This window comes from Agromyces sp. S2-1-8 (assembly GCF_021129215.1).
In the GTDB taxonomy this organism is placed as follows: Bacteria; Actinomycetota; Actinomycetes; order Actinomycetales; family Microbacteriaceae; genus Agromyces; species Agromyces chromiiresistens.
Window position 1 is genome coordinate 82,089 of record NZ_JAJOLP010000001.1, and the last position, 23,841, is coordinate 105,929.

A 23,841-nucleotide genomic window follows, 5' to 3' on the forward strand; every position below is an offset into this window, starting at 1 on the left:
GGTTTACAGATGCAATGGCGTTTCCTAGCCTGATTCCACCGGTGAAGACGCCGGTCGGAATGGAGTTTCGGCATGTCGAGTCACGAGGTCGACGTGGTCGTCGTCGGCGCAGGCCAAGCGGGCATCGCGATGAGCGAGCACCTGAGCGCACGCGGCGTCACGCACGTCGTGCTGGAGCGCGACCGGATCGCCGAACGGTGGCGCACCGGGCGCTGGGACTCGCTCGTCGCGAACGGTCCCGCCTGGCACGACCGGTTCCCCGGCCTCGAGTTCGCCGGCCTCTCCCCCGACGCGTTCGCGTCGAAGGACCGGGTCGCCGAGTACTTCGTGGAGTACGCGCAGTTCATCGCCGCCCCGGTGCGCACCGGTGTCGAGGTCGTCTCGGTGCGTCGGCGCGACGGCGAGCCCGGCTTCGACGTCGACACCACCGACGGCTCGTACGTCGCCCGCTTCGTCGTGGCCGCGACCGGTCCCTTCCAGAAGCCCGTCATCCCGGCGATCGTTCCGGACGGCGCGCGCGTGCACCAGCTCCACTCGAGCTCGTACCGCAACCCGCAGCAGCTGCCCGACGGCGGCGTGCTCGTGATCGGGGCCGGCTCGTCGGGCGTGCAGATCGCCGACGAACTGCGCGCCGCCGGACGGCAGGTGCACCTCGCCGTCGGCCCCCACGCCCGCCCGCCCCGCGCCTACCGCGACCGCGACTTCTGCTGGTGGCTGGGGGTCCTGGGCAAGTGGGATGCCTCGGCTCCCGCCGCCGGCGCGGAGCACGTGACGATCGCCGTGAGCGGGGCGCGCGGCGGCCACACCGTCGACTTCCGCCGCCTCGCCGCCGACGGCATCACCCTCGTCGGCCGTGCGAGCGCGTACGACGACGGCGTCATGCACTTCGCCCCCGACCTCGCCGCGAACATCGCGGGCGGCGACGCCGACTACCTGGCGCTCCTCGACGAGGCCGACGCCTACGTCGAGCGCAACGGCCTCGACCTCCCCGAGGAGCCCGAGGCGCGCCGCCTCGGCCCCGACCCGGCGTGCGTCACCGACCCGGTGCTCGAGCTCGATCTCGCCGCCGCGGGCGTCACCTCGATCGTGTGGGCGACCGGGTTCGCGGCCGACTACGGCTGGCTCGAGGTCGACGCGTTCGACGAGCGCGGCCGGCCCCGCCACCAGCGCGGCGTCTCGGTCGAGCCCGGCGTGTACTTCCTCGGCCTGCCGTGGCAGTCGCGCCGCGGGTCGAGCTTCATCTGGGGCGTGTGGCACGACGCCAAGTACGTGGCCGACCAGATCGGCATCCAGCAGAGCTACCGCGCCTACGACGAGGCGGCCTCGGTGACGACCGCGGGCGCAGCCGAGGCATCCGCCCCCGACGTCGCCGCCCTCACCACGACAGGAGCCCTCCGTTGACCACGCACACTCGCATCCGGCCCTTCAACACGAAGGTCACGTACCCCGAGCAGAACCTCGACAACGACCTCTGCCAGGCCGTCGTCGCCGGCGGGGTCGTCTACCTCCGCGGCCAGATCGGGCAGGATCTCGAGACGCGCGAGTCGGTCGGCATCGGCGACGTCGAGGCGCAGGCCGAGCAGGCCATGGCCAACATCGCGATGCTCCTCGAGGAGGCCGGGTCGTCGCTCGACGACATCGTGAAGGTCGTCGTCTACCTGATCGACCCCCGCTACCGCGAGCCCGTCTACCGGGTCATGGGGCGCTGGCTGAAGGGCGTCTTCCCGGTCTCGACCGGACTCGTGGTGAGCGCGCTCGCGCGCCCCGAGTGGCTCGTCGAGATCGATGCGACCGCGGTCATCAGCACCCGCACCGAAGGAGCCGGCGCATGACCTTCTCGATCGTCGCCCGGGATGCCTCGGGCGCCATCGGCTCCGCCATCTGCTCGTCGTCGCCCGCGGTCGCCGCCCGCTGCGTGCACCTCGCCGACGGCGTCGGCGGCGTCAACTCGCAGAACGTCACCGACCCGAGGCTCGGACCTGCCGTGCTCGAGCGGCTCGCCGCGGGCGACTCGGCCGCCGAGGCGCTCGCCGCCGTCGCCGACGGCCGCGAGCACCTCGAGTTCCGCCAGCTCCTCGTCGTCGACGCCGAGGGCCGCACCGCCGTGCACTCGGGGCAGCGTGCGCTGGGCGTGTTCGCCGACGCCCAGGGCGGTGCACGGGGCGACGGCGTCGCCGCCGGCGGCAACATGCTGGCGTCGGCCGACATCCCCGCGGCGATGGTGGTGCGGTTCGAACAGACCGAGGGCGATCTCGAGATGCGCCTCCTCGCGGCGCTGCGCGCCGCGATCGACGCGGGCGGCGAGGCCGGGCCCGTGCACTCCGCCGGGCTCTCGGTCGTGCGCGGCAACGGCTGGCGGGTCACCGACCTGCGGGTCGACTGGGTCGACGACGACCCGATCGGCGAGCTCGGACGACTCGTCGAGGTCTGGCTGCCGCAGCGCGACGACTACGTCACGCGCGCGCTCGACCCGTCGGCCGCGCCGTCGTACGGGGTGCCCGGCGATGAGTGAGTCGGTCGCAGCGGCGAGCGCCGCCGCCACGATGAACGCGAGCGTCGCGATGAGGCGAGCCGCGGATGCGGCGGTCGCCGAGGCCTCCGCCTCGCTCGTCGCCCTCTCCGAGACGCTGCACGCGCACCCCGAGACGGCCTGGCAGGAGCACCGCGCCGCCGGCTGGGTCGGCGACGCGCTCGCGGCCGCGGGGTTCGACGTCACGCCGGCCTACCTCGGCTACGACACCGCCCTGCTCGCCGAGGCGGGCAGCGGGCCGGTGACGATCGGCATCATGGCCGAGTACGACGCGCTGCCCGGGCTCGGGCACGCGTGCGGGCACAACCTCATCGCGGCGAGCGCGGTCGGCGCCGGGCTCGCGCTCGCGCGGGTCGCCGACGAGCTGGGCATCACGGTGCGGGTCTACGGCACCCCGGCCGAGGAGGGCGGCGGCGGCAAGATCGAGCTCATCGAGGCGGGCGCGTTCGGCGACCTCGACCTCGCGATGATGGTGCACCCGGGGCCCGTCGATGTCGCCGAGGCGCGGCCGTTCGCCGTCTCGCACAGCCACGTCGCCTACGACGGCGTCTCGGCGCACGCGGCGGCCTACCCCGACGACGGCGTCAACGCGAACGACGCGTTCCTCGTCGCGCAGGTCGCGATCGGCCTGTTGCGCCAGCAGCTGCCCGCCGACACGCGGGTGCACGGCATCCAGACCCTCGGCGGCTTCGCGCCGAACGCGATCCCCGAGCGCACCGAGGGCCGCTGGTACGCGCGCGCGAGCTCGCTCGCCGAGCTCGAGGTGCTGGAGGAGCGCGTTCGCCGCTGCTTCGAGGCGGGAGCGCTCGCCTCGGGCGCGAGCCTCACGATCACGCCCGAGTCGAAGCCCTACGCCGAGTTCCGCACCGACGAGCGGGCGCTCGCGGCCTACCGGGCGAACGCGCTCGAGCGCGGCCGCGTCTTCGCCGACCCGCTCGTGGCCGGACGCATGAACCGCGCCTCGACCGACATGGGCAACGTGTCGCAGCTCGTGCCCGCGATCCACCCGTACATCGGCGTCGGCTCGCTGCCGCACACCAACCACCAGAAGGAGTTCGCGGCGGCCTGCGTCGGCGCTGCCGCCGAACGCGCCCTCACCGACGCCGCCGTCCTGATGGCCTGGACGGCGATCGACGTCGTCACCTCGGACGACCCCGCCTCGAACCCCCGGGAGCACGCATCATGACCACCATCGACTGGGCGGCGCGCAGCCGCGAACTCGCGATCGACGGCCGCGCGGTCATCGACGGCCGGCGGGTGGATGCCTCGGAGGGCGCCACGATCCCGGTGATCAGCCCGGGCTCGCTCACCCACCTCGCAGACCTCGCCGCGGGCACCGAGCGCGATGTCGACCTCGCCGCCGACCGTGCCAGGCAGGCGTTCGACGACGGCCGCTGGAGCCGCCTCGACGCGGCCGAGCGCGGGCGCGTGCTGGTGCGCCTCGCCGACCTCATGATGGAGCACCTCGACGAGCTCGCCCTGCTCGAGACGCTCGACTCGGGCAAGCCGATCGCGCAGACCCGCGTCGTCGACGTACCGGGCGCCGCCGCGACGTTCCGCTGGTACGGCGAGCTCGCCGACAAGCGGTTCGACGAGATCCCGTCGACCCCGCCCGGCTCGACGGCACTCGTGCACCGGGTTCCGCTCGGCGTCGTCGGTGCGATCGTGCCGTGGAACTACCCGCTCGAGATCGCCGCGTGGAAGCTCGCGCCGGCCCTCGCGTCGGGCAACAGCGTGGTGCTGAAGCCCGCGACCGAGACCTCCCTGACCGCGCTGCGGCTCGCCGACCTCGCGCTCGAGGCGGGCATCCCCGCGGGCGTGCTCAACGTCGTCCCGGGTCGCGGCTCGACCGTCGGCGGGCGCATCGCGCGCCATCCCGGTATCGACGTGCTCGCGTTCACGGGATCGACCGCCGTCGCCAAGCAGCTCATGGTCGATGCCGGCACCTCGAACATGAAGCGCGTCGCGCTCGAGGCGGGCGGCAAGAGCTCGAACCTCGTCTTCGCCGACGCCGACCTCGGACTCGCCGCCGCGAAGGCGGCCTTCGGTGCGTTCTACAACCAGGGACAGGTGTGCTCGGCGAACTCGCGCATCCTCGTCGAGCGGAGCGCCCACGACGAGTTCGTGCAGCTCCTGGCCGAGGCATCCCGTGCGTACGAGCCGAGCGACCCGCTCGCGGGCGCCGACGGCAACGGCAGCCTCATCAGCCGGGCGCACGCCGACGACGTCGGCGCGGCGATCGCGCTCGCGGCCGGCGACGGCACGCTCGTCAGCGGCGGTGAGCGCGTGACGATCACCGGCTCCGACGCCTACCTGCGGCCTGCGATCGTGACCGGCCTCGCCGCCGACCACGACCTGCATCGCGTCGAGGTGTTCGGCCCGCTCGTGGCGGTGCTGCCGTTCGACGGCGAGGACGAGGCCGTGCGGCTCGCGAACGCCACCGACTACGGGCTCGCCGCCTCGCTGTGGACGACCGACCTCGCCCGCGCGCACCGCCTCTCGGAGCGGCTCGTCGCCGGCACCGTCTCGGTCAACACCGTCGACGCGCTCGGGCTGACGACGCCGTTCGGCGGCTTCCGGCAGTCGGGCTTCGGCCGCGACCTGTCGCGCCACGCCCTCGACAACTACACCGACTGGAAGACGACGTGGTTCCAGTGGGCGTGATGCGGGTCGCCGCGGTCGTCGTCGGGCGTCGTGCAGGGATCGGCAAGCTCCGGGCGGCGACGGGCAAGACCCCGGCCGACCCCGGTGGGAGGCTGGCACTCATCCAGCCGGGCACCGAGCCCTCGACGACGTGAGCCACCCATGACGACCATCACCGCCACCGCCGACCGGCGCGGCGCGGCCACGCGCGCGCACGGGTCGTCACGGCCGCCGCGCCGCGCGTCGGCGGCGCTGGCCGTGCGCGCCGCGATGGCCGCGGTCGCCGCGCTCTGCGTCGGCCTGCACGTGTGGCTCGCCGTCGGCGCCCCCGACTGGCGCTCGCTCGCCATGCTCGCGCTCGCGGCGGCGTGCGCCGCCTGCATGCTGCACCGCGGAGGCACGGCGCTGCCCTCGACGGGCGAGTGGAGCCTGATGGCGGTGGCCGCGCTCGCGATGCTCGTCGTCCACCTCACGGGCGTGGGAGGCGCGGGCGGGCACCATGCGGCGGCCCTCGTCGGCGGCTCCGGCGATGCGGATGCCCCGATCGGCGGCGCGACGGCGGCGGTGCATGCCCTCGCGCTCACGCTCGCGGCGATCGAACTCGGCGTTGCGATGCTCGCCCTCGTGGTCGGCGGAGTACGGCGGCGATCCGAGCGCGGGTGCGTGACGACCGTCGTCCGTTCGGGCGATGCCGGTTCCGCCTCACGATGAGGCGGAACCGGCACAGCTGAATTCCGCCGAAGCGCCGAGAGCCGTGGTCCCTCGCACGCCGAGCCGTCGATGGGCGCGGCGAGGAACGATCGGCTTCAGTCCGCGAGCGGGCCGCCCGACGGCGCCGCGAACTCCTCGAGCGCGGCGAGCACGTCGGCCGAGAGCTCGGCCCTGCTGGCGGTGACCGCCTCGTCGATCTGCCCCGGGCGCGACGCGCCGATGATGGCGGTGGTCACGGCGGGGTTGCGCAGCACCCAGGCGACCGCGAGCTGCGGGATCGACAGGCCCGCCTGCTTCGCGACGCCGTCGATGCCGCGGATGCGGCGCAGGTAGTCGTCGGTGATGGCCGACCCGTCGAGGAACCGGCTGTTCGCCGCCCGCGAATCGGCGGGGATGCCGCCGTCGAGGTACTTCGCGGTCAGCAGTCCCTGCGCGAGGGGCGAGAACACGGCGCTGCCGACCCGGAGCTCGGTCAGCAGCGGGAAGAGCTCGGCCTCGGGCGTGCGATCGAACAGCGAGTACCGCGGCTGGTGGAGCAGCAGCCGCACGCCTTCTCCTGCGAGCAGCTCGTGGGCGCGGCGCGCGAGCGGTGCCGGGTAGTTCGAGATGCCGACGTAGAGCGCCTTGCCGCTGCGCACGATGTCGACGAGCGCCTGCATGGTCTCCTCGATGGGCGTCTCGGGATCGACGCGGTGCGAGTAGAAGACGTCGACGTGGTCGGTGCGCATGCGGGCGAGGCTCTGCTCGAGCGAGCGGACGAGGTACTTGCGCGATCCGCCGTCGCCGAACGGGCCCGGCCACATGTCGTAGCCCGCCTTCGTCGTGACGAAGAGCTCGTCGCGGTAGCGGCCGAGATCGGTCTCGAGCACGCTCCCGAACGTCGACTCGGCGGCGCCGTACGGCGGCCCGTAGTTGTTCGCGAGGTCGACGTGCACGATGCCGCGATCGAACGCGTGCAGCAGGATCTGCCGCTGGCTCTCGATCGAGCGGTCGCGCCCGAAGTTCTGCCAGAGCCCGAGCGAGATGCGCGGCAGCCGCACGCCGCTCGCGCCCGCGCGCCGGAAGGGCACGTCGTCGTATCGCGTGGCCGCGGCCGTGTGCGGGGTCACGAGCCGGGGGTCGTCGGCGGGGATGGGCATGGTGCTCCTCTGCGCGGAAGGGATCCCCCGAAACGCTACTGGAAGCGCGACCCCCTCACGGGAGCGGCTGCACGAAGGTGAGTTGCGACCCGTCCTCCTCGATGAGCGGTCCCAGCGCGGTGTTGAACACGGCCCCGTACGGTGCGGCGAGGTGCGCGGCGAAGGCCGCGGCGTCGCGGTACGCCTCGGCGACGATGAAGCGGCGACCCGCCGGTGCGGGGCCGGCGACCACGGCGTCGGCCCCTGGCGCGGGCACGGGCGCGCCCACGACCCTGAGCGGGGTGAAGTCGAGGCATCCCGGTTCACGGCGCACGTCCTCGGTGAGCGCGAGGAGGAGGCGCTCGACCTCCTCCTCGCGCCCCGGCAGGGCGGTGAACTCGGCGACGAGACGCACCGGTCCGGCGGGTCGCCCGGGTCGCGTCATCCCTGCGACGCGCCCGTCATGATCGCGACCGCGTCGGTCATCGAGTGCGACTCGGGCGTGATCGTCGCGGCGCGCTTGCCGAGCCGCTGGATGTGGATGCGGTCGGCCACCTCGAACACGTGCGGCATGTTGTGCGAGATGAGGATCACGGGGATGCCCTGGTCGCGCAGCCGCTTCACGAGCTCGAGCACCTGGTTCGACTCGCGCACGCCGAGCGCGGCGGTCGGCTCGTCGAGCACGACGACCTTCGACCCGAAGGCTGCGGCGCGGGCGACCGCGACGGCCTGGCGCTGGCCGCCCGACAGGTTCTCGACCGGCACCGTGACGTCCTGCAGGGTCGAGATGCCGAGCGAGGTGAGCTGCTCGCGCGCCTGCTTGCGCATGCCCTTCTGGTCGACGACGCGGAACACCGAGCCGAGGATGCCCTTCTTGCGCACCTCGCGGCCGAGGAACAGGTTCGACGCGACGTCGAGCGCTGGCGAGACGGCGAGGTTCTGGTACACGGTCTCGATGCCGGCCGCCCGCGCGTCCTGCGGGCGCTTGAAGTGCACCGGCTGCCCGTCGAGGAACAGCTCGCCCTCGTCGGGAACGTAGGCGCCGGTGAGGCACTTGATGAGCGTCGACTTGCCCGCGCCGTTGTCGCCGATCACGGCGAGCACCTCGCCCGGGTAGAGCTCGAGGCTGACGCCGTCGAGGCCGACGACCCGGCCGAAGGTCTTCACGAGCCGGCGTGCCTGCAGCACGGGGGTGCGGGTTTCCGTTGCGGCCCCTGCGGGCGTTGCGGTGGTCATTTGCGTACCTTCCGAATCCACTGGTCGACCGAGACGGCCACGATGATGAGCACGCCGACGGCGAACGTCTGCCAGAGCACGTCGAGCCCGGCGAGCGAGAGCCCGTTGCGGAACACGCCGACGATGAGTGCGCCGAGCAGGGTGCCCCACACGGTGCCGCGGCCGCCGAAGAGGCTCGTGCCGCCGATGACGACGGCGGTGATCGAGTCGAGGTTGAGCTCGGCGCCCGCGTTCGGCGAGGCGGCGTTGGTGCGGCCGATCTGGATCCACGCGGCGAGCGCGAGGATCGCGCCGGCCGCGAGGTAGACGCTCATGAGCACGCGGCTGACGCTGATGCCGGCGAGCCGGGCGGCCTCGGGGTCGTCGCCGACCGCGTAGACGTGCCGCCCCCACGCGGTCTTCGACAGGATCAGTGCGATCGCCACGTAGAGCAGCAGCATGAGCAGCACACCGACCGTGAAGTTGACCCCGCCGATGTCGAACGTCGAACCCGTCCAGGTGAGGAGTTCGGGCATCTCGCCGCCGCGCACCGTCGCACCGCCCGAGTAGAGCAGGGTGAGCGCGACGAAGATGCTGAGCGTGCCGAGGGTGACGATGAAGGGCGGCAGCTTGAGCCGCGTGACGAGCACGCCGTTGAGCGCGCCGGCGGCGAGCCCGACGACGAGCCCCAGCAGCAGCGCGAGCACGGCGGGGATGCCCTGGTTCACGCTCGTCTGCGCGATCACCATCGAGCTCAGCACCATGGCGGCGCCGACCGAGAGGTCGATGCCGGCGGTCAGGATGACGAGCGTCTGCGCGACGGCGAGGGTGCCGACGACGGCGACCTGCTGGGTGATGAGCGAGAGGTTCGCCGGGTTCAGGAACCGGTCGTTCAGCAGACCGAAGACGATGACCGCGATGACGAGCACGATCGCGGGGCTGATCGCCGGGTAGCGGTGCAGGACGTTGCGGATGCGGCTGAGCGGCGTTGAGCGGTCGAGGAACTCCTCGGCCAGGTCGAGCGCCGAGGTCGGCGGCCCGCTGGTGGGCTGGGCCGGCGCCGCGGGCGCCGGTTCGGTGGTGTGCTGACTCACGTTGAGACTCCGTCGTGTCGGTCGGTGCGGTGGTACGAGGGGCGGGATGCCGCGGAGCGGCGTCGCCCGGGCGGTCGGTGCGGGCCGGGGAGGGGCGGGATGCCGCAGCATCCGTCACCCGACCCGCACCGGGTTCAGGTGGCTGGTGCGATCAGCCCCAGCAGATCTCGCCGGCTTCGGCGGTGTCGATCGACTCGACGCCGTCCTGGGGGTCGTCGGTGACGAGGGCCACGCCGGTGTTGAAGAAGTCGAGGCCGTCGCTGGTCTCGGGCTTCTCGCCGGTCTTCACGAGGTCGAAGATCGCCTGCACGCCGAGGTCGGCCATCTTCACCGGGTACTGCTGGCTCGTCGCGCCGATCACGCCGTCGGCGACGTTCTCCACGCCCGCGCAGCCGCCGTCGACCGAGACGACGATGAGGTCGTCGGTCGCACCGGCCGCCTTGAACGCCTGGTACGCGCCGTACGCCGCGGGCTCGTTGATCGTGTAGACGACGTTGATGTCGGGGTTCTTCGACAGCAGCGTTTCGGCGGCGGTGCGGCCGCCGTCTTCGGCACCCTGGGATGCCTCGTTGCCGACGATCTCGTACTCGCCGCCCGAGTAGTCGCCGGTCTTCTCCTCGTCGCCGTTCGTCTGGTCGTCGGCGAGGTCGATGCCCATGCCGTCGAGGAAGCCCTGGTCGCGAGCCCAGTCGACCGACACGACCTTGTCGTCGAAGAGGTCGATCATGGCGATCGTCGCCTTCTCGCCGTCGAGCTTCGCGGCGGTCCACTCGCCGATCTCCTGGCCGGCGAGGAAGTTGTCGGTCGCGAAGGTGATGTCGGCGGCCTCGGGGTCGGCGGGCGGGGTGTCGAGGGCGATGACGTAGAGGCCGGCGTCGCGGGCCTTCACGAGCGCGTCCTCGACGCCGGGGCCGTTCGGGGTGATCAGGATGCCGGCGTCGCCCTTCGAGATGGCGTTCTCGATCGCCTGGATCTGGGTGTCCTCGTCGCCGTCCTCCTTGCCCGCGGCGAGCGTGAGGTCGACGCCGAGCTTGTCGGCGGCGGTCTTCGCGCCGTCCTGCATCGCGACGAAGAACGGGTTGGTCGTCGTCTTCACGATGAGCGAGACGCCGATCTCCTCGTCGCTGCCCGACGCGCTCGAGCCGTTGCCCGACGCGCAGCCCGTGAGGGCCAAGGCGGCTGCGGCGGTGATCGAGACGCCGGCGATCAGTCGACGGCGGAGCCCGCCGGTTGCTGCGTGATTCATCGATGAATCTCCTCTGGTGTGGGGGACCCGTTGTCCTCCTGACAACGATGTCAAAGGTAGGTCTAGTCGATCACCATGTGTATAGTCAAGTCCAACGAGCACATTGGAGACCGAAACGTGACACCGTTGTCAGAGTCGGAGCCCGCAGCGGGCGGCACCCGATCGCGACCCACCATGCGACACGTCGCCGCGCTCGCGGGCGTCGGCGTGAAGACCGTCTCGCGCGTCATCAACGGCGAGCCCAACGTCTCGGCCGCAACGATCGAGAAGGTCAACGCCGCCGCCCGCAAGCTCGACTACCAGCCCGACCTGCACGCCGGCAACCTCCGTCGCGCCGATGGCCGCACCCGCACCCTCGGGCTCCTCGTCGGCAGCGTCGACAACCCCTTCGCCGGCGCCGTGCATCGCGCCGTCGAAGACGCGGCGGCCGACCGGGGCGTGGCCGTCTTCGCCTCGAGCCTCGACGACGACCCCGCCCGCGAGCAGGAAGCGGTCGCGGCGTTCCTCCGTCGCCGGGTCGACGGCCTCATCCTCACGACGGTCTCCGAGAGCCAGGCGTACCTCGCGCCCGAGCTGCGCCGCGGCACTCCCGTCGTCTTCGTCGACCGCGAGCCCGCAGGCCTCACCTCCGACTCCGTCGTCAGCGACAACGCCGACGGTGCGGCGCTCGCCACCCGCCACCTGCTCGAGCACGGCCATCGCCGCCTCGCCTACCTCGGCGACCGGGCCGGAATCCAGACCGCGCGAGAGCGCCGCCGCGGATTCCTCGAGGAGCTCGGCCGGGCCGGCGTCGCGACACGCGACATCCCCGTCGTCGAAGGCCTGCACGACGAGGCGACCGCCCGCGAGGCCACCCTCGCCCTGTTCGCGGGCGACCAGCCGCCGACCGCGATCTTCAGCTCGCAGAACCTCGTGACGATCGGCGTGATCCGGGCACTGCGCGAACTCGGTCGACACCACGACACCGCGCTCGTCGGATTCGACGACGTACCGCTCGGCGACCTGCTCGATCCCGGCATCACCGTCGTGGCGCAGCATCCCCAGGAGATCGGCCGCCTCGCCGCCGAGCGCGTCTTCGCACGCCTCGACGGCGACGAGGCGCCCGCGCTCCGCACGGTCGTGCCCACGACGCTCATCGTGCGCGGATCGGGCGAGCTGCCTCCGAAGGCCGAGCGGTGACGGGCGCGACGACGCCGGGCGGTGCGCGGCCTCGCGCCACGCGGGTGACCGTCATCGGCGACGCGCTCATCGACGAGCTGCGCGACCTGCTCGGCGCGCGGGAGTTCGTCGGCGGCGCCGCACTGAACGTCGCGGTGGGCCTGTCGCTCCTCGGCGACGACGTCACGCTCGTCGCGATGGTCGGCGACGACGAGCCGGGGCGACGCATCCGCGCGTACCTCGCCGACTACGGCGTGCGGCTCGTCGCGACCCCGTCGCCCCTCGGCACGTCGCGCGCGATCTCCGACCGCCGCGACGGCGAGCCGCGCTACGAGTTCAACGAGGCCGCGCGGCGACGACGACTCGACTTCGACGACCGGGCGCGTTCGGCGATCGCCGGGGCCGACCTCGTCGTCGTGAGCTGCTTCCCCTTCGACGACGCGCGGCAGCTCGACGCCCTCGTCGAAGCGATCGATGAGCCCGAGCGCCGGCTCGTCGTCGACGGCAACCCGCGCGAGGGCATGCTGCGCGACCGCGCCGCGTTCCTCGCCGGGTTCGAGCGCGTCGCCGCACGTGCCCTGCTCGTGAAGGTCGGCGACGAAGACGCCGCACTGCTGCTCGGCGACGGGCTCGACGCGTTCGTCGCGCGCCTGCGCGGTGCCGCGTCCGTCGACGCCCCGGATGCCTCGCGCACCCGCCCCCTCGCCGTGCTGGCCACCGCCGGGCGCGAGGGCGCGTCGGTGCATCACGGAGGCGTGCACGTGCACGCCGGCATCGCCTCGCTGCCCGGCCCGGTGATCGACACGATGGGGGCGGGCGACGCGACCCTGTCGGCCGTCGCGCACCACATCGGCCATGGCGGGATGCCCGTCGACGAGGCATCCTGGTCGGTCGCCCTCGACGCCGCGATGACGATCGCGGCCGCGACCGTGCGCCATGAGGGCGCCCTGCTGCGGGTGCCGCACCTGGTCGGGCCGGCCGACGCGCTCGGCAGCTGACGCGCAGCGCCGCGCTCGGCATCCTGCCCGCGGGACACCCGGCGAAACGGCCCTTGCATTGTCCGGCGGACACTGCGTAGCATCGCCGGCGTCGAACCTGACAACGATGTCACCTTGGGTGACGAGTTCCGCGCAATGAAGGGCGAATCGATCGATGACGACGGTATCAAGACTCCGTTTGGCCGCAGTCGCGGCCGTGACCGCGGCGGGCTGCACGCTCGCCGCAGCGGCACCGGCGATGGCCGATGACGCACCCGACCCGGCGAGCGAGCAGTACCGGCCGTACCTGCACTTCTCGCCCGAACGCAACTGGATGAACGACCCCAACGGCATGGTGTACGAGAACGGCACCTGGCACCTGTTCTTCCAGCACAACCCGAACGGCACCCGCTGGGGCAACATGAGCTGGGGCCACGCCACGAGCACCGACCTCGTGCACTGGGAGGAGCAGCCGCTCGCGATCCCCCAGACCTTCGACGAGTCGGGCACCGCGATCGAGGACATCTTCTCGGGGTCGGTCGTCGTCGACGAGGGCAACACGACGGGCTTCGGCACCGCCGACGACCCGGCCCTCGTCGCGATCTACACGAGCGCCTACACCGGCGCCCACCCGACGCACGCGGGCAAGCAGGCGCAGTCGCTCGCCTACTCGCTCGACCACGGGCAGACGTGGACGAAGTACGAGGGCAACCCGGTCTACGACCGCGACTCGGCGAACTTCCGCGACCCGAAGGTGTTCCGCTACACGAACCCCGGGACCGGCGAGTCGTACTGGGTGATGGCCGCGGTCGAGGCGACGAGCTACCAGGTCATCCTCTCGCGCAGCGACGACCTGAAGTCGTGGACGGAGCTCAGCACCTTCGGCCCGGCGAACGCGACCGGCGGCATCTGGGAGTGCCCCGACCTGTTCCCGCTCGCGGTCGACGGCGACCCGGCGAACACCAAGTGGGTGCTCGTCGTGAACCTCAACCCCGGCGCGCCGAACGGCGGCTCGGGCGGCCAGTACTTCGTCGGCGACTTCGACGGCACGACGTTCACGTCGGAGAGCACCGTGAGCGCCGACCAGTTGCCCGACGGCACCGTCTTCGCGGGTTTCGACGACGGCACGTACGACGGCTGGACGGTGAGGAACGAGCCGGGCAACTGGAAGAACGGCCCGTGGGGCGACGCACCCGCGGCCGGCAGCCTGCCCGGCCAGAACCCGGTGTCGGGCTTCATCGGCGCCGGCCTCGTCAACGGCTTCAACGACGGCGACTGGCCGGTCGGCACCATCGACTCGCCGACCTTCACCGTCGAGCACGACGTCGTCAACCTGCTCGTCGGCGGCGGCAACCACCCCCACGTCGAGGGCGCACAGCTCGGCAACGAGCCGCCGGCGGGTCGCACCCTCTTCGACTTCGAGCTGCCCGACGGCACGACCCTCGCCGACAGCGGCTGGAGCGTGACGGGCGACTTCGCGACCGATCCGGCACGCAACCCCTCGACCGCGGGCGGTGAGTACTCCCTCGGCCAGAAGCGCATCAACACTTGGGAGGGCGGCCCGAAGGGCGACGACAACACCGGCGACCTCACCTCGCCGGCCTTCACGATCGAGCCCGGAGAAGACCACCTGAGCTTCCTCGTCGGCGGCGGCAAGCGCACCGACGGCTCGCTCGACGTGCAGCTCCTCGTCGACGGCGAGGTCGTGCGGTCCGCAACCGGTCCCGAGGCGGGCGCCCTGAACTGGCGAAGCTGGGATGTCTCGGAGTACGCCGGCCGCGAGGCCAGGCTGCGCGTGCACGACGCCGCCACCGGCGGCTGGGGCCACCTGACCGCCGACCACTTCGTGCTGGGTGCCGAACCGGCGGTCGTGCGCTCGGATGAGACCACCGTCAACCTGATCGTCGACGGCGAGGTCGTGCGCTCGGCGACCGGCACGAACAGCGAGGGCCTCGACTGGCGCAGCTGGGACGTGTCGGAGTTCGCCGGCCGCGAGGCATCCATTCGGATCGTCGACAACAACCGGTCGGGCTGGGGTCACGTGCTCGTCGACCAGGTGATGTTCGCCGATGCCGCGGCGACGCCGCGCATCGAGGGCTACGACTGGCTCGACTGGGGGCGCGACTACTACGCCACGGTGTCGTTCAACAACGCGCCCGACGGCCGCCGCGTGATGCTCGGCTGGATGAACGACTGGGACTACGCGCAGGACATCCCGACGGGCTCGTGGCGCAGCGCCATGACGCTGCCGCGCGAGGTCGCGCTCGTCACGACGCCGAAGGGTCCGCGGCTGACGCAGCAGGTGGTGCCCGAGTTCGCCGAGCTCGAGCAGCCCGATCGCGCCTTCATCGATCCGGCGGCAGCCGCCGGCGGCCGGGCGATCGCCTCGGGAACCGAGACCCTGCCGATCTCGGGCGACCGGGTGCGCATCGACGCGGTCATCGACCCCGGCTCGGCCGATGCCACTGGGCTGACCGTGCTCGGCGACGACGAGTCGGCGACGCGAATCGGCTACGACGCTCGGTCGGGTCGGCTCTTCGTCGACCGTCGCGACTCGGGCGTCACCGGCTTCCACCCCGCCTTCGCGTCGGTCGACGACGTCGCCGTGCCGCTCGCCGACGGGCGCATCGCGCTCACCGTCTGGGTCGACCGCGCCTCGGTCGAGGTGTTCACGGCCGACGGGCGCACGACCATCACCGACCAGGTGTTCCCGAACGCCGGCGCCGACCGCATCGGGCTCTTCGCCGACGGCGGCGACGCCGCGCTCGAATCGCTCACGGTGACGCCGCTCAACGGCGCGATGTGGAAGGAGGCCGGGGCCGACGGCGCGACTTCCGCGCCCCCGAGCGCGGAGGTGACGGCGCTCACCGGCCCGCGCAAGGGACCCGACGCCGACGGCGACTACGAGATCAAGGTGAAGACCGGCAAGGGCCGGCCGACCACGGTCGTGCGGCTGCTCGAGAGCGGCCGCGTGATCGACCGGGCCTACCGCGGCGCCGATGCCGAGCGCGTCGTCGCGTTCGAGATCGAGGATGCCTCGCCGGGCGAGCACCGCTACACGGTCGAGCTCGAGAACTCGGCCGGCGTGACCGCCGGCGGCGAGGTCACGGTGCACGTCGCCGGATGAGACCGGGTGGGGCGCCCGTCGTGCTGACCGGGCGCCCCGCCCTCGTCCGTCGGCGTGATGCCGCGACGGAGATGCGGAAATACCGCCCGTCGACTTCCGGCAGGAGCAGAATGCGGCATAACGGATGCGAGCCCGCATGCCGTGCCACAGCGAGGCGGTCCTCGCCGCCTCTCGCCCACGGAAGGGTGTTCTCATGGTTCCCGAGATCAACTACTGGACCGTCCTGCTCGCCACCCTCTCGAGCATGGTCATCGGTTCGATCTGGTACGCCCCGAAGGTCTTCGGCATGAAGTGGGCGAAGCTCGCCGACGTCGACATCGACCGACCGGGGGCGAGCGCCGTCGGGCCGATCGTCGTCACCGTGCTCGTGAGCTTCATCACGGCCTGGGTGCTCGCGGGCAGCACGGCGATCGCCTGGCACTTCTACGGCGGCGGATTCCTGCTGTCGGCCGTCGTGACGGCGATCGCGCTCTGGGCCGGCTTCACGGCCGCTCGCTTCATCACGCACGACGCCTTCGAGGGGCGCCCCGCCGCGCTCACCACGATGAACATCGCGCACGAACTCGTCACCGTCGTCGTGATGGCGATCATCATCGGCGTCTGGCCGCCCGCGGGCACGGTCTAGTCCCGGGCACGTTCTCTCCCCTGCATAGGGGCCGGGATGCGCGAGGGCCCTGCGACGTACGCCGGGCCTTCACGGCACTCGGGTCACAGCGAGGTCGCGACCCACCAGCCGATGATGAAGAGCCCCATCACGATGAAGAGCAGGCCGATGACCACGAACAGGGCCCGGCTCGGGGCGCGCGCCGCCGCGCGCCCCGGGCGCGACCGGCGCTCCGCCGTGATCGTCTCGGCGAGCCACCTCCGCCGGGTGACGAGCGCGATGCCGGCGACGAGGGCGAGCACCGCCCATGCGAGCGCGAAGACCAGGCCGAGTTGCACCACGTCAGCCTAGCTGTGAGCGGCGCGCTGCCGACGCACGTGGCGGTGAGGCGCAGCGGAGATGCGAAAGGCCCGGCACTTCCGAGATCTCGGATTTTCTTGGGCTAGCCCGGGATTTCTTGAGAGAACGCGGATCGCGGGGAGAAGCTCGAGTAAGACCCCGCCGCCTCCGTGGTGTGGCGGGTTCGAGTCCCGCCCTCGCTACCATCGGCCCGGTCTTCTTCGGATGCCGCGATAGACGACGCAATCGCTGCCACCCGCGATCCGCACGAGTGAGCGCGGACGGCCCGACGGAGCGCAAGCGCCACCCGCCCCGGTGCCTCGCTGATGCACTCCAGCGCCCGAGGGCTCCTTCTCTATGCTGAGCGTCGAACATTCGGGGCATCCGCCTGCCGGGCGGTAAGGCACAACGAACGAGTTCGCATCCGTTGAAGGGCCGGGCTTCCCGACTCCCAGTCCTATATCGTGGCGCGCCTGACGCCCCCTATCCCAGCTCAGTCTTCGAGGATCCGTGTGGGAGCCACAGTTCACTCTGGATGAACCGCCTGAAGAAGTCGTGCCGCTCGCGCCGCGCCAACAAGCGGTGAAACGTGCGGCGATCTCGCTCGCCACAGGAATCGGTCGGCCGCGTTAAGGCCTCCGGCGTCGAGTCCTCGACCGAGCGGGTTGTGCACAAGCTCCCAGGAGCTGGCGATCGACCCACCCACAATTATCACGTCGGCATCGAACGTTGTCACGGAGGGGGCGATGCATTCGCCGAGTGCGGTGAACGCCCGATCGAAGACGGCCTTCGACGGGCGATCGCCTTCCCGCGCGCGACTGGCGATTTCGTGTACGTCAAGGCGAATCCCGGTCACCGACTCGAATCCACGGATCAGCGCACGACGCGAGACCGTCTCCTCGATGGGCAGGCCGTTCCACTCCAAGTGGTGGACGTGCCCGTGGGGCGGGATCCCCGCCGCGCCCGCGGCCGGCTTCCCCTGGTCGAGAAAGCTCGATCCTACGCCGGTGCCGAGGGTCAGGAACACCGCTCGGTCGACAGCTGGGTCGAGGAGAATCCACTCTCCCATCGCGAACGCGTCCGCGTCGTTCACAAAGACGAACGCGTCCGCGACCTCCGGCATCCTCGATGCGAGTTCCGTTGCCAGATGCAGACCCGCGAGCGATTCGAACTTGCCCACACCGGTGAAACTCCCTACCCCGATCGTGTTGTCGAAGGGTCCGGGAATCGCCACCCCCCAGTGCGCCGCGGTTCCCTCGTACACCGAGCGTGCAGCGTTGGCCAGTGTGTCGAGGATCACGGTGGCAGGCGCGTGCGAGTCGAGTGGAAAGCGGCGTTGCCGGCGGACCTCCCATACGCCGCCTTCGACCACGGCCGCTGTGACATGAGTGCCGCCGATCTCGAGGACGGGCTGCAGCGTCATGCCTTCGGCCCCGGTTCGGATTGCCCCGGCGTGCAGAGGTTGCGCTCAGTGCCTCGGACGAATGCCTTGACGGTGCCATGGCGCTTTCCTTCGCCACGGCCGAAGGGGCGGATCGTGTACTCCCCTACCCTGGCCGGCACGATAAACGTCTCCGCGTAGTGCACGACGAACGGCGTGAATGCGCCGACGGGCGACTCGACGATCGCTTCGACCCCTTCGACGAGATTCAGGACGTTCACTGTTCCGTTCGTGTTGTGCGGGGTCGTGCCCGTGAACCAGTGTCGACGCACCTCGATGAACTCGAGCTCATGCAATCCGGTGCGTTCCTCGACCCACCCCGTGCCGGACGCGATCTGCTGAACCTGCCCGACGAGGTTCCGCTTCGTCCATTCGGTGTCGCGGTCCCATTGGATGTTCTCGAGGGCGTGCTCGATGTGAATCGGACGAGGAACGCCGTCCAGCCCGACTCGATCCCAGTCCCACATCTTGAATGTGAAGATGTACGGGGTGGCGGAGATCTCGAGCACCATCGAGTTGCTCCCTGAGCAATGCACGGTTCCGGCGGGGATCGCGAAATGATCGTGCTTACGGGCCGGCCACTCGTTCACGTAGCGATCGGCCGGGAACGAGATTTCACCGGCTTGTGCTGCGACCAGGTCCTGGGTCATCCGTCCCCGATCGATTCCGGTCTTCAAGCCGAGATAGACGACGGCGTCGTCGGAAGCGTCCAGAAGATAGTAGCTTTCGTCCTGCGTGTACGACATGCCGAACTTGTCGCGGATGTAGTCGGTGAGCGGGTGCACCTGCAGCGAGAGGTTGCCGCCCTCCATCGTGTCGAGGAAGTCGAATCGGATCGGGAACTCGGCGCCGAATCGTGCGTGCGTGCGTTCGCCGAGCAGTTCTTTCGGGTGCAGGAAAACCAGATCGATCGAGGGAATCTCGAAGGTGGATGCGCCATCGGTCAGCAGCAGGCTGTTCTCCTCGGGCACGCCGTCGAACGACCACGCGTAGTTCGGCGTGCCGTCGGGGAGGCCGCAGACACGTTTCATCCACTGTCCGCCCCACACTCCCGGATCGAAGTAGGGCACGACACGGAATGGGCGGGTGGTCACCGAAGTCAGGGCACCACGCAAGCCCTGTCCGCTGATCAGTGCCGGCTCGTTCGAGCGGTTGAGATCGAGCACGAAGTCCGCCGTCTCGAGCAGTGGTCGCTTATGCCGGTCAGCGACTCGCCATTCGACGAAGTACCCGCGCTTGATCTTCCGGAGGGTGTCCTCGTCGCCGTTCGCCGCATGCCAGTTCGCCATGCCTGCTCGATACCGGAGCTGGATCTCCCATCGAGCGAGTTCGCCGAGAACGAGCACATCGGCGGCGGGTTGCACCATCGCGGCACCCCACCCGATGAGCACCACGCCGCGCTCGCGCTCGCGAATGGCGCGGCGCAGGGCCGCGATGGCAGCGTCATCGTAGAAGGCGTCGATGGTCGCGTGCGAGAGGACGCCGAACACGCGGTCATCGGTGAGGTTGTCCTGCATCCACGCCGTCAGTTCAGCCCCACCGATCGCTGCGGACTCGCAATTGATGACATCGAAGTCGGGAAGCCCCTCCTGCGCCTGTGCGATGAGCGCGTCGAGGTCTGCACCCGGATAGGTGTCGATCACGACCGTCGGCAGTGCGCCACGCGACTGAGCGGCATCGGCGATTCGCTTCCAAGGCTCGCGGCCCCGGGCGATCAGCTCACCCGCTGGGAGGTTCACGGCAGGGCTCTGGTCGTACGACGAGACGTACGTGCGGTCAGGAACGGGCAATTGGAGACACCTCGATTTCCAACTTGTCGAACCCATCGCAGAGCTCGATCGGCACCGGCCTGTCGGCCGCGGTGACGATGTCGACGCGGCAACCGGTCTCCGCTGACTCCAGCAGCGCCGTCATCACCTCGAGCACATGCAGGGCAAGCCTGCCGTCAGCTCGATGCGAGCGGCGCCCCGCACGCAGCATGTCGACCAGCCCGGCGCCGCGGGTCGCACCGGCGATGCCTGCGAGCGGCTCGGACTCGAGCCAGTCCGCTCCGCCGAGCGGCCGCACGGCGCAGATGCCGTCGAACCCGTTCGGGTCCGGCACCCGAAGGCTGCCTGCCTCGCCGTGCACCTCGATCGGGGCCGCGGTCGTCGCGATGCTGTCGAAGCTCATCGTGATGGTCGACAGTGCACCGGATTCGTGTGTGAGTACGCCGGAGACGTGCGAGTCGACCTCTACGGGGACTCTCTCGCCGGCTCGCGGGCCGCTGAGGATGACTCGCTCATCACGCATTCTGCTTCCAGCGCCGATGACGCTGCGCACTGGTCCCAGCAGGTGCACGAGCGAGGTCACGTAATAGGGCCCCATGTCTAACAGCGGACCGCCGCCCTCGGCGTAGTAGAAGTCGGGGTTAGGATGCCAGTGCTCGTGTCCGGGCGTCGCCATCACCGCGGTCGCCGCCAGCGGACGGCCGATTCGGCCGTCGTCGATGAGCTTCCGAGCGGTCTGGATGCCGGTGCCGAGGACGGTGTCCGGCGCGCACCCTACCCGCACGCCGGCCGCCTCGGCTGCTGCGATGAGCCGTACGCCGTCGTCGAGACGTGCGGTGAGCGGCTTCTCGCCGAACACGTCCTTGCCGTGCCGGACGGCCGCCTCGGCGATCTCGGCGTGCGCCGCCGGGACAGTCAGATTCAGCACCACATCAACGTCGGGCGCGGCGAGCAGCTCGTCGACGGTGAGCGCGCGGGCGGCGGGCAACGTCGCCGCCACCGCTTCAGCCCGTGCCGCGTCAAGATCGGCCACAGCGGTGATGACCACATCGTCCAGCCCGGAGAGCGTGTCCAAGTACGTCCCCGAGATTGTTCCGAGCCCGATGATCCCTACCCGGTTCGTGCTGCCCACAGCATCCCTCTCTCAATGATCGTCTTGACGTTCGCGTCCTGGAGCGCTTCGACGTCGTGCCCCGGGGTCGCCACGAAGACTCGACCGTTCCCCCAATAGCGCGTCCAGACGGCGGGGCAAGTGAGCGGCCGATGCCACGGCTGGTGCGACTGGACGGGGTGGGTCGTGGTCGCCAGCACGTCGTTCAGGTCGTCGTGCAGCACCCAGTACTGCTCGGTGTCGAGTGCGAAGTCGTCGAGACCGACCATGATCTCGTGCGCGCGGCCGAGGTCGGTGAGGTCGATGGTGTGCTCGAGGAAGCCGTCCCGCCCGTCGTCGCGGCGTGCGTCGGGATGCTTGGACGGATGGGCGACGAACTGCCCGCCGACGAGTTGGAGGTAGTCCGAGCTCGCGCGGAACGAGTCGGCGATGCCGCCGTGCCACCCGGCGAACCCGGCGCCGGCGGCCACCGCGTCGCGGAGCCCGGTCACGGCTTCGCCCGAGGCGTGCGACATCGTGACCGACTGCAGCACGAGGTCCACGGCGGCCATGCGCTCGGCATCGGCGTAGACCTCGGGGTCGTCCTCGATCGTGACCTCGAACCCTTGCCCTTGCAGGAACGGAAGGAACAGGTCGGTCGTCTCGACGGGATGATGGCCTTCCCAGCCGCCGCGGACGACGAGCACGTTACACGTCATGCGAGATCTCCTGCTTCTTCGGGTGCCGAAGCCACGATCTCGCCCGAGGCCCGCGTATCGGTCGCTGCACCACTCGTGCGGCCCTTGATGAGCGGGGCCCAGTCCTCCCTGCGCGACCACGGGGTCTGATAACTGGGCTCGTTGACGAAGCGTCGCATGCCGAGTCGGAGCTTCGCGCCCGCCCTCGCGGCCAGACGCACGCCGACCCAGGTCGAGTCGACCGCACGGGCGGCGCCGGCGGCAGCATCCCTCATCTGCTCCACGGAGGTAAAGCGGTGCTCGCCGAACCCGCCCGCCTGCAGGACGACGGTGCGCTCCCGCACCCCCAGATTCACGAGCTCGACGATCACCGAGTCGGCCGCGATCTCGCGTACGAGAGCGGCGACCTCGCCCGGGAGGCCGGGGCGCCGCTCCTCCGCGTCGAAGTACCGCACCGTTGCGTGCTGCAGTCCGCCGTGGGGGACGTGCATTGGCGCACCCCACATGAGCTGCACGAGGGACTCGAAGTACACCGGGTTGAACTCCATCCAGGCGTGGATGGCGTAGCCATCGACCTGCAGTGAGACCGTGTCGGGGTACCCCTTGAGGTGGGTGATCGTCTCCCATGCGCGCGGGTCTCCGTCGTCGGAGCGCAAGCGAGCCAGCTGCTGGTCCAGCAGCTCGCCGTTCGCCTCCAGGGCCCGCTCCGGATAGCCGGGGTTACGTCCCCGCGCGTACTCGTACCACGCGAGCGTGTTGACGTTGTAGTGCTTCGCCGAGAACGGCGCGCGCGGTACGTGGACCTCGGCCCAGTCCGCGGACCTGGGCACACGTTCGACCCGTTCGAGGTCGGCGTCGGAGAGGGTGCGAGCCCAGACGTGGATCGCATGGAACGGGCTCGACGGGCGGTAATCGGCCCAGCCGCTGTCGAAGTGCTTGGACGGCACCAGCCACACGCCATCCTCCTGCCTCCCGAGCCCGAAGTTGAGGTCGAGCTGCTTCCTGGCTGCATCCAAGTGCGAATCGTCGCCCGTGAGCAAGAAGGCGTTTGTGCCGGCGTTCACGAGCGGCTCGATGATGGTGAGGAAGCCGTGCGGCCAGCGCCAGCCGTAGTGGCCGCCCCACCACTTGCCGTCGAGGTACTCGCCCACACGGCCGGAGAGACCCACGTTGTCGGGCATGATGCCGCCCTCGTTCGCCTCGGCACGCGCAGCCCAAGCCGAGAGGTACTTCACCACCCACTGGCGGTGCTTCTCGGCGCCCGAGTAGAGGAATGCGTGGGTGAATTGTCCCGTGGCATTGAGGTTGAGCGGCACATCGCCCCGCGTGATGCGCTGGTTCATGAGCTCGATGACCTCGGCGAAGACCTCGTCATCGAGCCAGTCGGCTCGGCCTGCGCCGCCGTCGAACGGCGCCGTCGTCATGTCCTCGAACGGCGGGAGGTAATCGACCAGCACGCCGCGGTGGGTACCGAGGTCCTCCTCCGTCACCACATGGCGCGGCCCGCGACTGCCGGTCTGCGGTGCCCGGATGATTCCGAGTTCCCGGTCGAAGTTCGGCGCCAACGGATCCTCTCCGTTGTACATCCGTGCGAAGTTCTCGGCGCGCTGTCGATCGACCAGCGACGAGGGCTTGCCCAGACCGAAGAAATAATGGAAGAGGTTCGCCTCGCCGTGGTGCATCCAGTCGTAGTAGCCGTCGAACTCGCGCTCGATCTGTCCGTACTGCGTCCACTGCCAGGTGATCGCATCCCACATCCTGCGGGCCGACTCGTACACCTCCTCACTGCCGCCGAGACTGTAGAACAGGGCGAGATACATGAATGCCTCGTACGGATCATCCGATCCGTCCATACCGGGCCATTCGTCACGCCAGATGAGCGTGCCATCCTCACGCGTGTAGCGGGCGATGAACTCGGCGGCAGCCTCCTCGAGGCGGGCCATGAGCTCGCGCTCGAGCCTCGCCCAGCGAGGAGCAGCGACAGCCGACTCCACGAAGATCCATTCGAAATCGGGTTCAGTGGTCATGCGTGATGTTTCCAAGCTGCTGCAGGCGCGACGGCGTCGCGAGAGGGAATCGCG

The 23,841-nt window shown here is 70.6% G+C and carries 22 protein-coding genes and 1 tRNA gene; 12 read left to right on the top strand and 11 right to left on the bottom strand.

The annotated features are described in order from the left end of the window. The first annotated feature begins 72 nt into the window (after window positions 1-72). From LR269_RS00355 to LR269_RS00380, 7 genes are read left to right on the top strand one after another with little or no spacing between them, the layout of a single operon-like run. A complete protein-coding gene (locus LR269_RS00355) occupies window positions 73-1,401 on the top strand; it encodes an NAD(P)/FAD-dependent oxidoreductase (RefSeq protein ID WP_231428733.1) in 1,329 nt (442 codons plus the stop codon). After that, a complete protein-coding gene (locus LR269_RS00360; RefSeq protein ID WP_231428734.1) occupies window positions 1,398-1,832 on the top strand; it encodes a RidA family protein in 435 nt (144 codons plus the stop codon). The genes LR269_RS00355 and LR269_RS00360 overlap by 4 nt, the downstream gene beginning before the upstream one ends. Beyond that, window positions 1,829-2,512, top strand: a complete 684-nt coding sequence (locus tag LR269_RS00365; RefSeq protein ID WP_231428735.1) for a DUF1028 domain-containing protein — start codon at window positions 1,829-1,831, stop codon at window positions 2,510-2,512. Before LR269_RS00360 ends, LR269_RS00365 begins: the two co-directional genes overlap by 4 nt. Continuing rightward, the gene (locus LR269_RS00370; protein WP_374201054.1) at window positions 2,505-3,716 is read left to right on the top strand and encodes a M20 family metallopeptidase; all 1,212 of its coding nucleotides are present in this window, start codon (window positions 2,505-2,507) and stop codon (window positions 3,714-3,716) included. Before LR269_RS00365 ends, LR269_RS00370 begins: the two co-directional genes overlap by 8 nt. Further along, window positions 3,713-5,194 (top strand): aldehyde dehydrogenase family protein, encoded by a 1,482-nt coding sequence (locus tag LR269_RS00375; RefSeq protein ID WP_231428736.1) that lies wholly within the window; start codon window positions 3,713-3,715, stop codon window positions 5,192-5,194. Before LR269_RS00370 ends, LR269_RS00375 begins: the two co-directional genes overlap by 4 nt. Further along, entirely contained in the window at window positions 5,194-5,328 is a 135-nt protein-coding gene (locus tag LR269_RS18655; RefSeq protein ID WP_255679799.1) for a hypothetical protein, read from the top strand. The genes LR269_RS00375 and LR269_RS18655 overlap by 1 nt, the downstream gene beginning before the upstream one ends. 7 nt (window positions 5,329-5,335) lie before the next feature. Continuing rightward, on the top strand, window positions 5,336-5,884 hold the full coding sequence (locus LR269_RS00380; RefSeq protein WP_231428737.1) for a hypothetical protein: 549 nt from the start codon (window positions 5,336-5,338) through the stop codon (window positions 5,882-5,884). Window positions 5,885-5,979: 95 nt separating this feature from the next. Here LR269_RS00380 and LR269_RS00385 read toward each other — a convergent pair whose 3' ends face one another. From LR269_RS00385 to LR269_RS00405, 5 genes are all read right to left on the bottom strand, one after another. After that, on the bottom strand, window positions 5,980-7,023 hold the full coding sequence (locus LR269_RS00385; protein ID WP_231428738.1) for an aldo/keto reductase: 1,044 nt from the start codon (window positions 7,021-7,023) through the stop codon (window positions 5,980-5,982). A gap of 55 nt (window positions 7,024-7,078) precedes the next feature. Next, on the bottom strand, window positions 7,079-7,447 hold the full coding sequence (locus LR269_RS00390) for a putative quinol monooxygenase (RefSeq protein WP_231428739.1): 369 nt from the start codon (window positions 7,445-7,447) through the stop codon (window positions 7,079-7,081). Next, the gene (locus LR269_RS00395; protein ID WP_231428740.1) at window positions 7,444-8,238 is read right to left on the bottom strand and encodes an ATP-binding cassette domain-containing protein; all 795 of its coding nucleotides are present in this window, start codon (window positions 8,236-8,238) and stop codon (window positions 7,444-7,446) included. Before LR269_RS00395 ends, LR269_RS00390 begins: the two co-directional genes overlap by 4 nt. Next, on the bottom strand, window positions 8,235-9,311 hold the full coding sequence (locus LR269_RS00400; protein WP_231428741.1) for an ABC transporter permease: 1,077 nt from the start codon (window positions 9,309-9,311) through the stop codon (window positions 8,235-8,237). Before LR269_RS00400 ends, LR269_RS00395 begins: the two co-directional genes overlap by 4 nt. A gap of 151 nt (window positions 9,312-9,462) precedes the next feature. After that, window positions 9,463-10,557 (bottom strand): substrate-binding domain-containing protein, encoded by a 1,095-nt coding sequence (locus LR269_RS00405; protein WP_231428742.1) that lies wholly within the window; start codon window positions 10,555-10,557, stop codon window positions 9,463-9,465. 174 nt (window positions 10,558-10,731) lie between these two features. Here LR269_RS00405 and LR269_RS00410 point away from each other — a divergent pair, with 174 nt between their 5' ends. From LR269_RS00410 to LR269_RS00425, 4 genes are all read left to right on the top strand, one after another. Then, complete coding sequence (locus LR269_RS00410) at window positions 10,732-11,736, top strand: LacI family DNA-binding transcriptional regulator (RefSeq protein ID WP_231428743.1); 1,005 nt, start codon at window positions 10,732-10,734, stop codon at window positions 11,734-11,736. Next, the gene (locus LR269_RS00415; protein ID WP_231428744.1) at window positions 11,733-12,713 is read left to right on the top strand and encodes a PfkB family carbohydrate kinase; all 981 of its coding nucleotides are present in this window, start codon (window positions 11,733-11,735) and stop codon (window positions 12,711-12,713) included. The genes LR269_RS00410 and LR269_RS00415 overlap by 4 nt, the downstream gene beginning before the upstream one ends. 238 nt (window positions 12,714-12,951) lie before the next feature. Continuing rightward, window positions 12,952-15,819 (top strand): glycoside hydrolase family 32 protein, encoded by a 2,868-nt coding sequence (locus tag LR269_RS00420; protein WP_231432185.1) that lies wholly within the window; start codon window positions 12,952-12,954, stop codon window positions 15,817-15,819. Between the two features lie 193 nt (window positions 15,820-16,012). Next, window positions 16,013-16,444: a DUF1761 domain-containing protein gene (locus tag LR269_RS00425; RefSeq protein WP_231428745.1), complete on the top strand. Its 432-nt coding sequence runs from the start codon at window positions 16,013-16,015 to the stop codon at window positions 16,442-16,444. An 83-nt stretch (window positions 16,445-16,527) separates the two neighbouring features. Here the strand turns inward: LR269_RS00425 and LR269_RS00430 are convergent, their stop codons facing one another. Beyond that, window positions 16,528-16,761 carry a hypothetical protein gene (locus LR269_RS00430; RefSeq protein WP_231428746.1) on the bottom strand — a complete coding sequence of 78 codons (234 nt, stop codon included), beginning with the start codon at window positions 16,759-16,761 and terminating at the stop codon, window positions 16,528-16,530. A 135-nt stretch (window positions 16,762-16,896) separates the two neighbouring features. Between LR269_RS00430 and LR269_RS00435 the strand changes: the two genes are divergently transcribed. Further along, window positions 16,897-16,968, top strand: a tRNA-OTHER gene (locus LR269_RS00435). Window positions 16,969-17,288: 320 nt separating this feature from the next. On the opposite strand, the gene LR269_RS00440 is transcribed toward LR269_RS00435, so the two are convergent. Genes LR269_RS00440 through LR269_RS00460 form a run of 5 tightly spaced genes read right to left on the bottom strand, consistent with a single transcriptional unit; the run spans window position 17,289 to window position 23,787 of the window. Next, window positions 17,289-18,185, bottom strand: coding sequence for an ROK family protein (locus LR269_RS00440; protein WP_231428747.1), 897 nt, complete (start codon window positions 18,183-18,185; stop codon window positions 17,289-17,291). Next, window positions 18,182-19,942 (bottom strand): class I mannose-6-phosphate isomerase, encoded by a 1,761-nt coding sequence (locus LR269_RS00445; RefSeq protein WP_231428748.1) that lies wholly within the window; start codon window positions 19,940-19,942, stop codon window positions 18,182-18,184. The genes LR269_RS00440 and LR269_RS00445 overlap by 4 nt, the downstream gene beginning before the upstream one ends. Window positions 19,943-19,979: 37 nt before the next feature. Then, window positions 19,980-21,104 (bottom strand): Gfo/Idh/MocA family protein, encoded by a 1,125-nt coding sequence (locus tag LR269_RS00450; protein ID WP_374201055.1) that lies wholly within the window; start codon window positions 21,102-21,104, stop codon window positions 19,980-19,982. Continuing rightward, window positions 21,083-21,781, bottom strand: a complete 699-nt coding sequence (locus LR269_RS00455) for a ThuA domain-containing protein (RefSeq protein ID WP_231428750.1) — start codon at window positions 21,779-21,781, stop codon at window positions 21,083-21,085. The genes LR269_RS00450 and LR269_RS00455 overlap by 22 nt, the downstream gene beginning before the upstream one ends. Further along, window positions 21,778-23,787 (bottom strand): hypothetical protein, encoded by a 2,010-nt coding sequence (locus tag LR269_RS00460; RefSeq protein ID WP_231428751.1) that lies wholly within the window; start codon window positions 23,785-23,787, stop codon window positions 21,778-21,780. The genes LR269_RS00455 and LR269_RS00460 overlap by 4 nt, the downstream gene beginning before the upstream one ends. Window positions 23,788-23,841 lie beyond the last annotated feature (54 nt).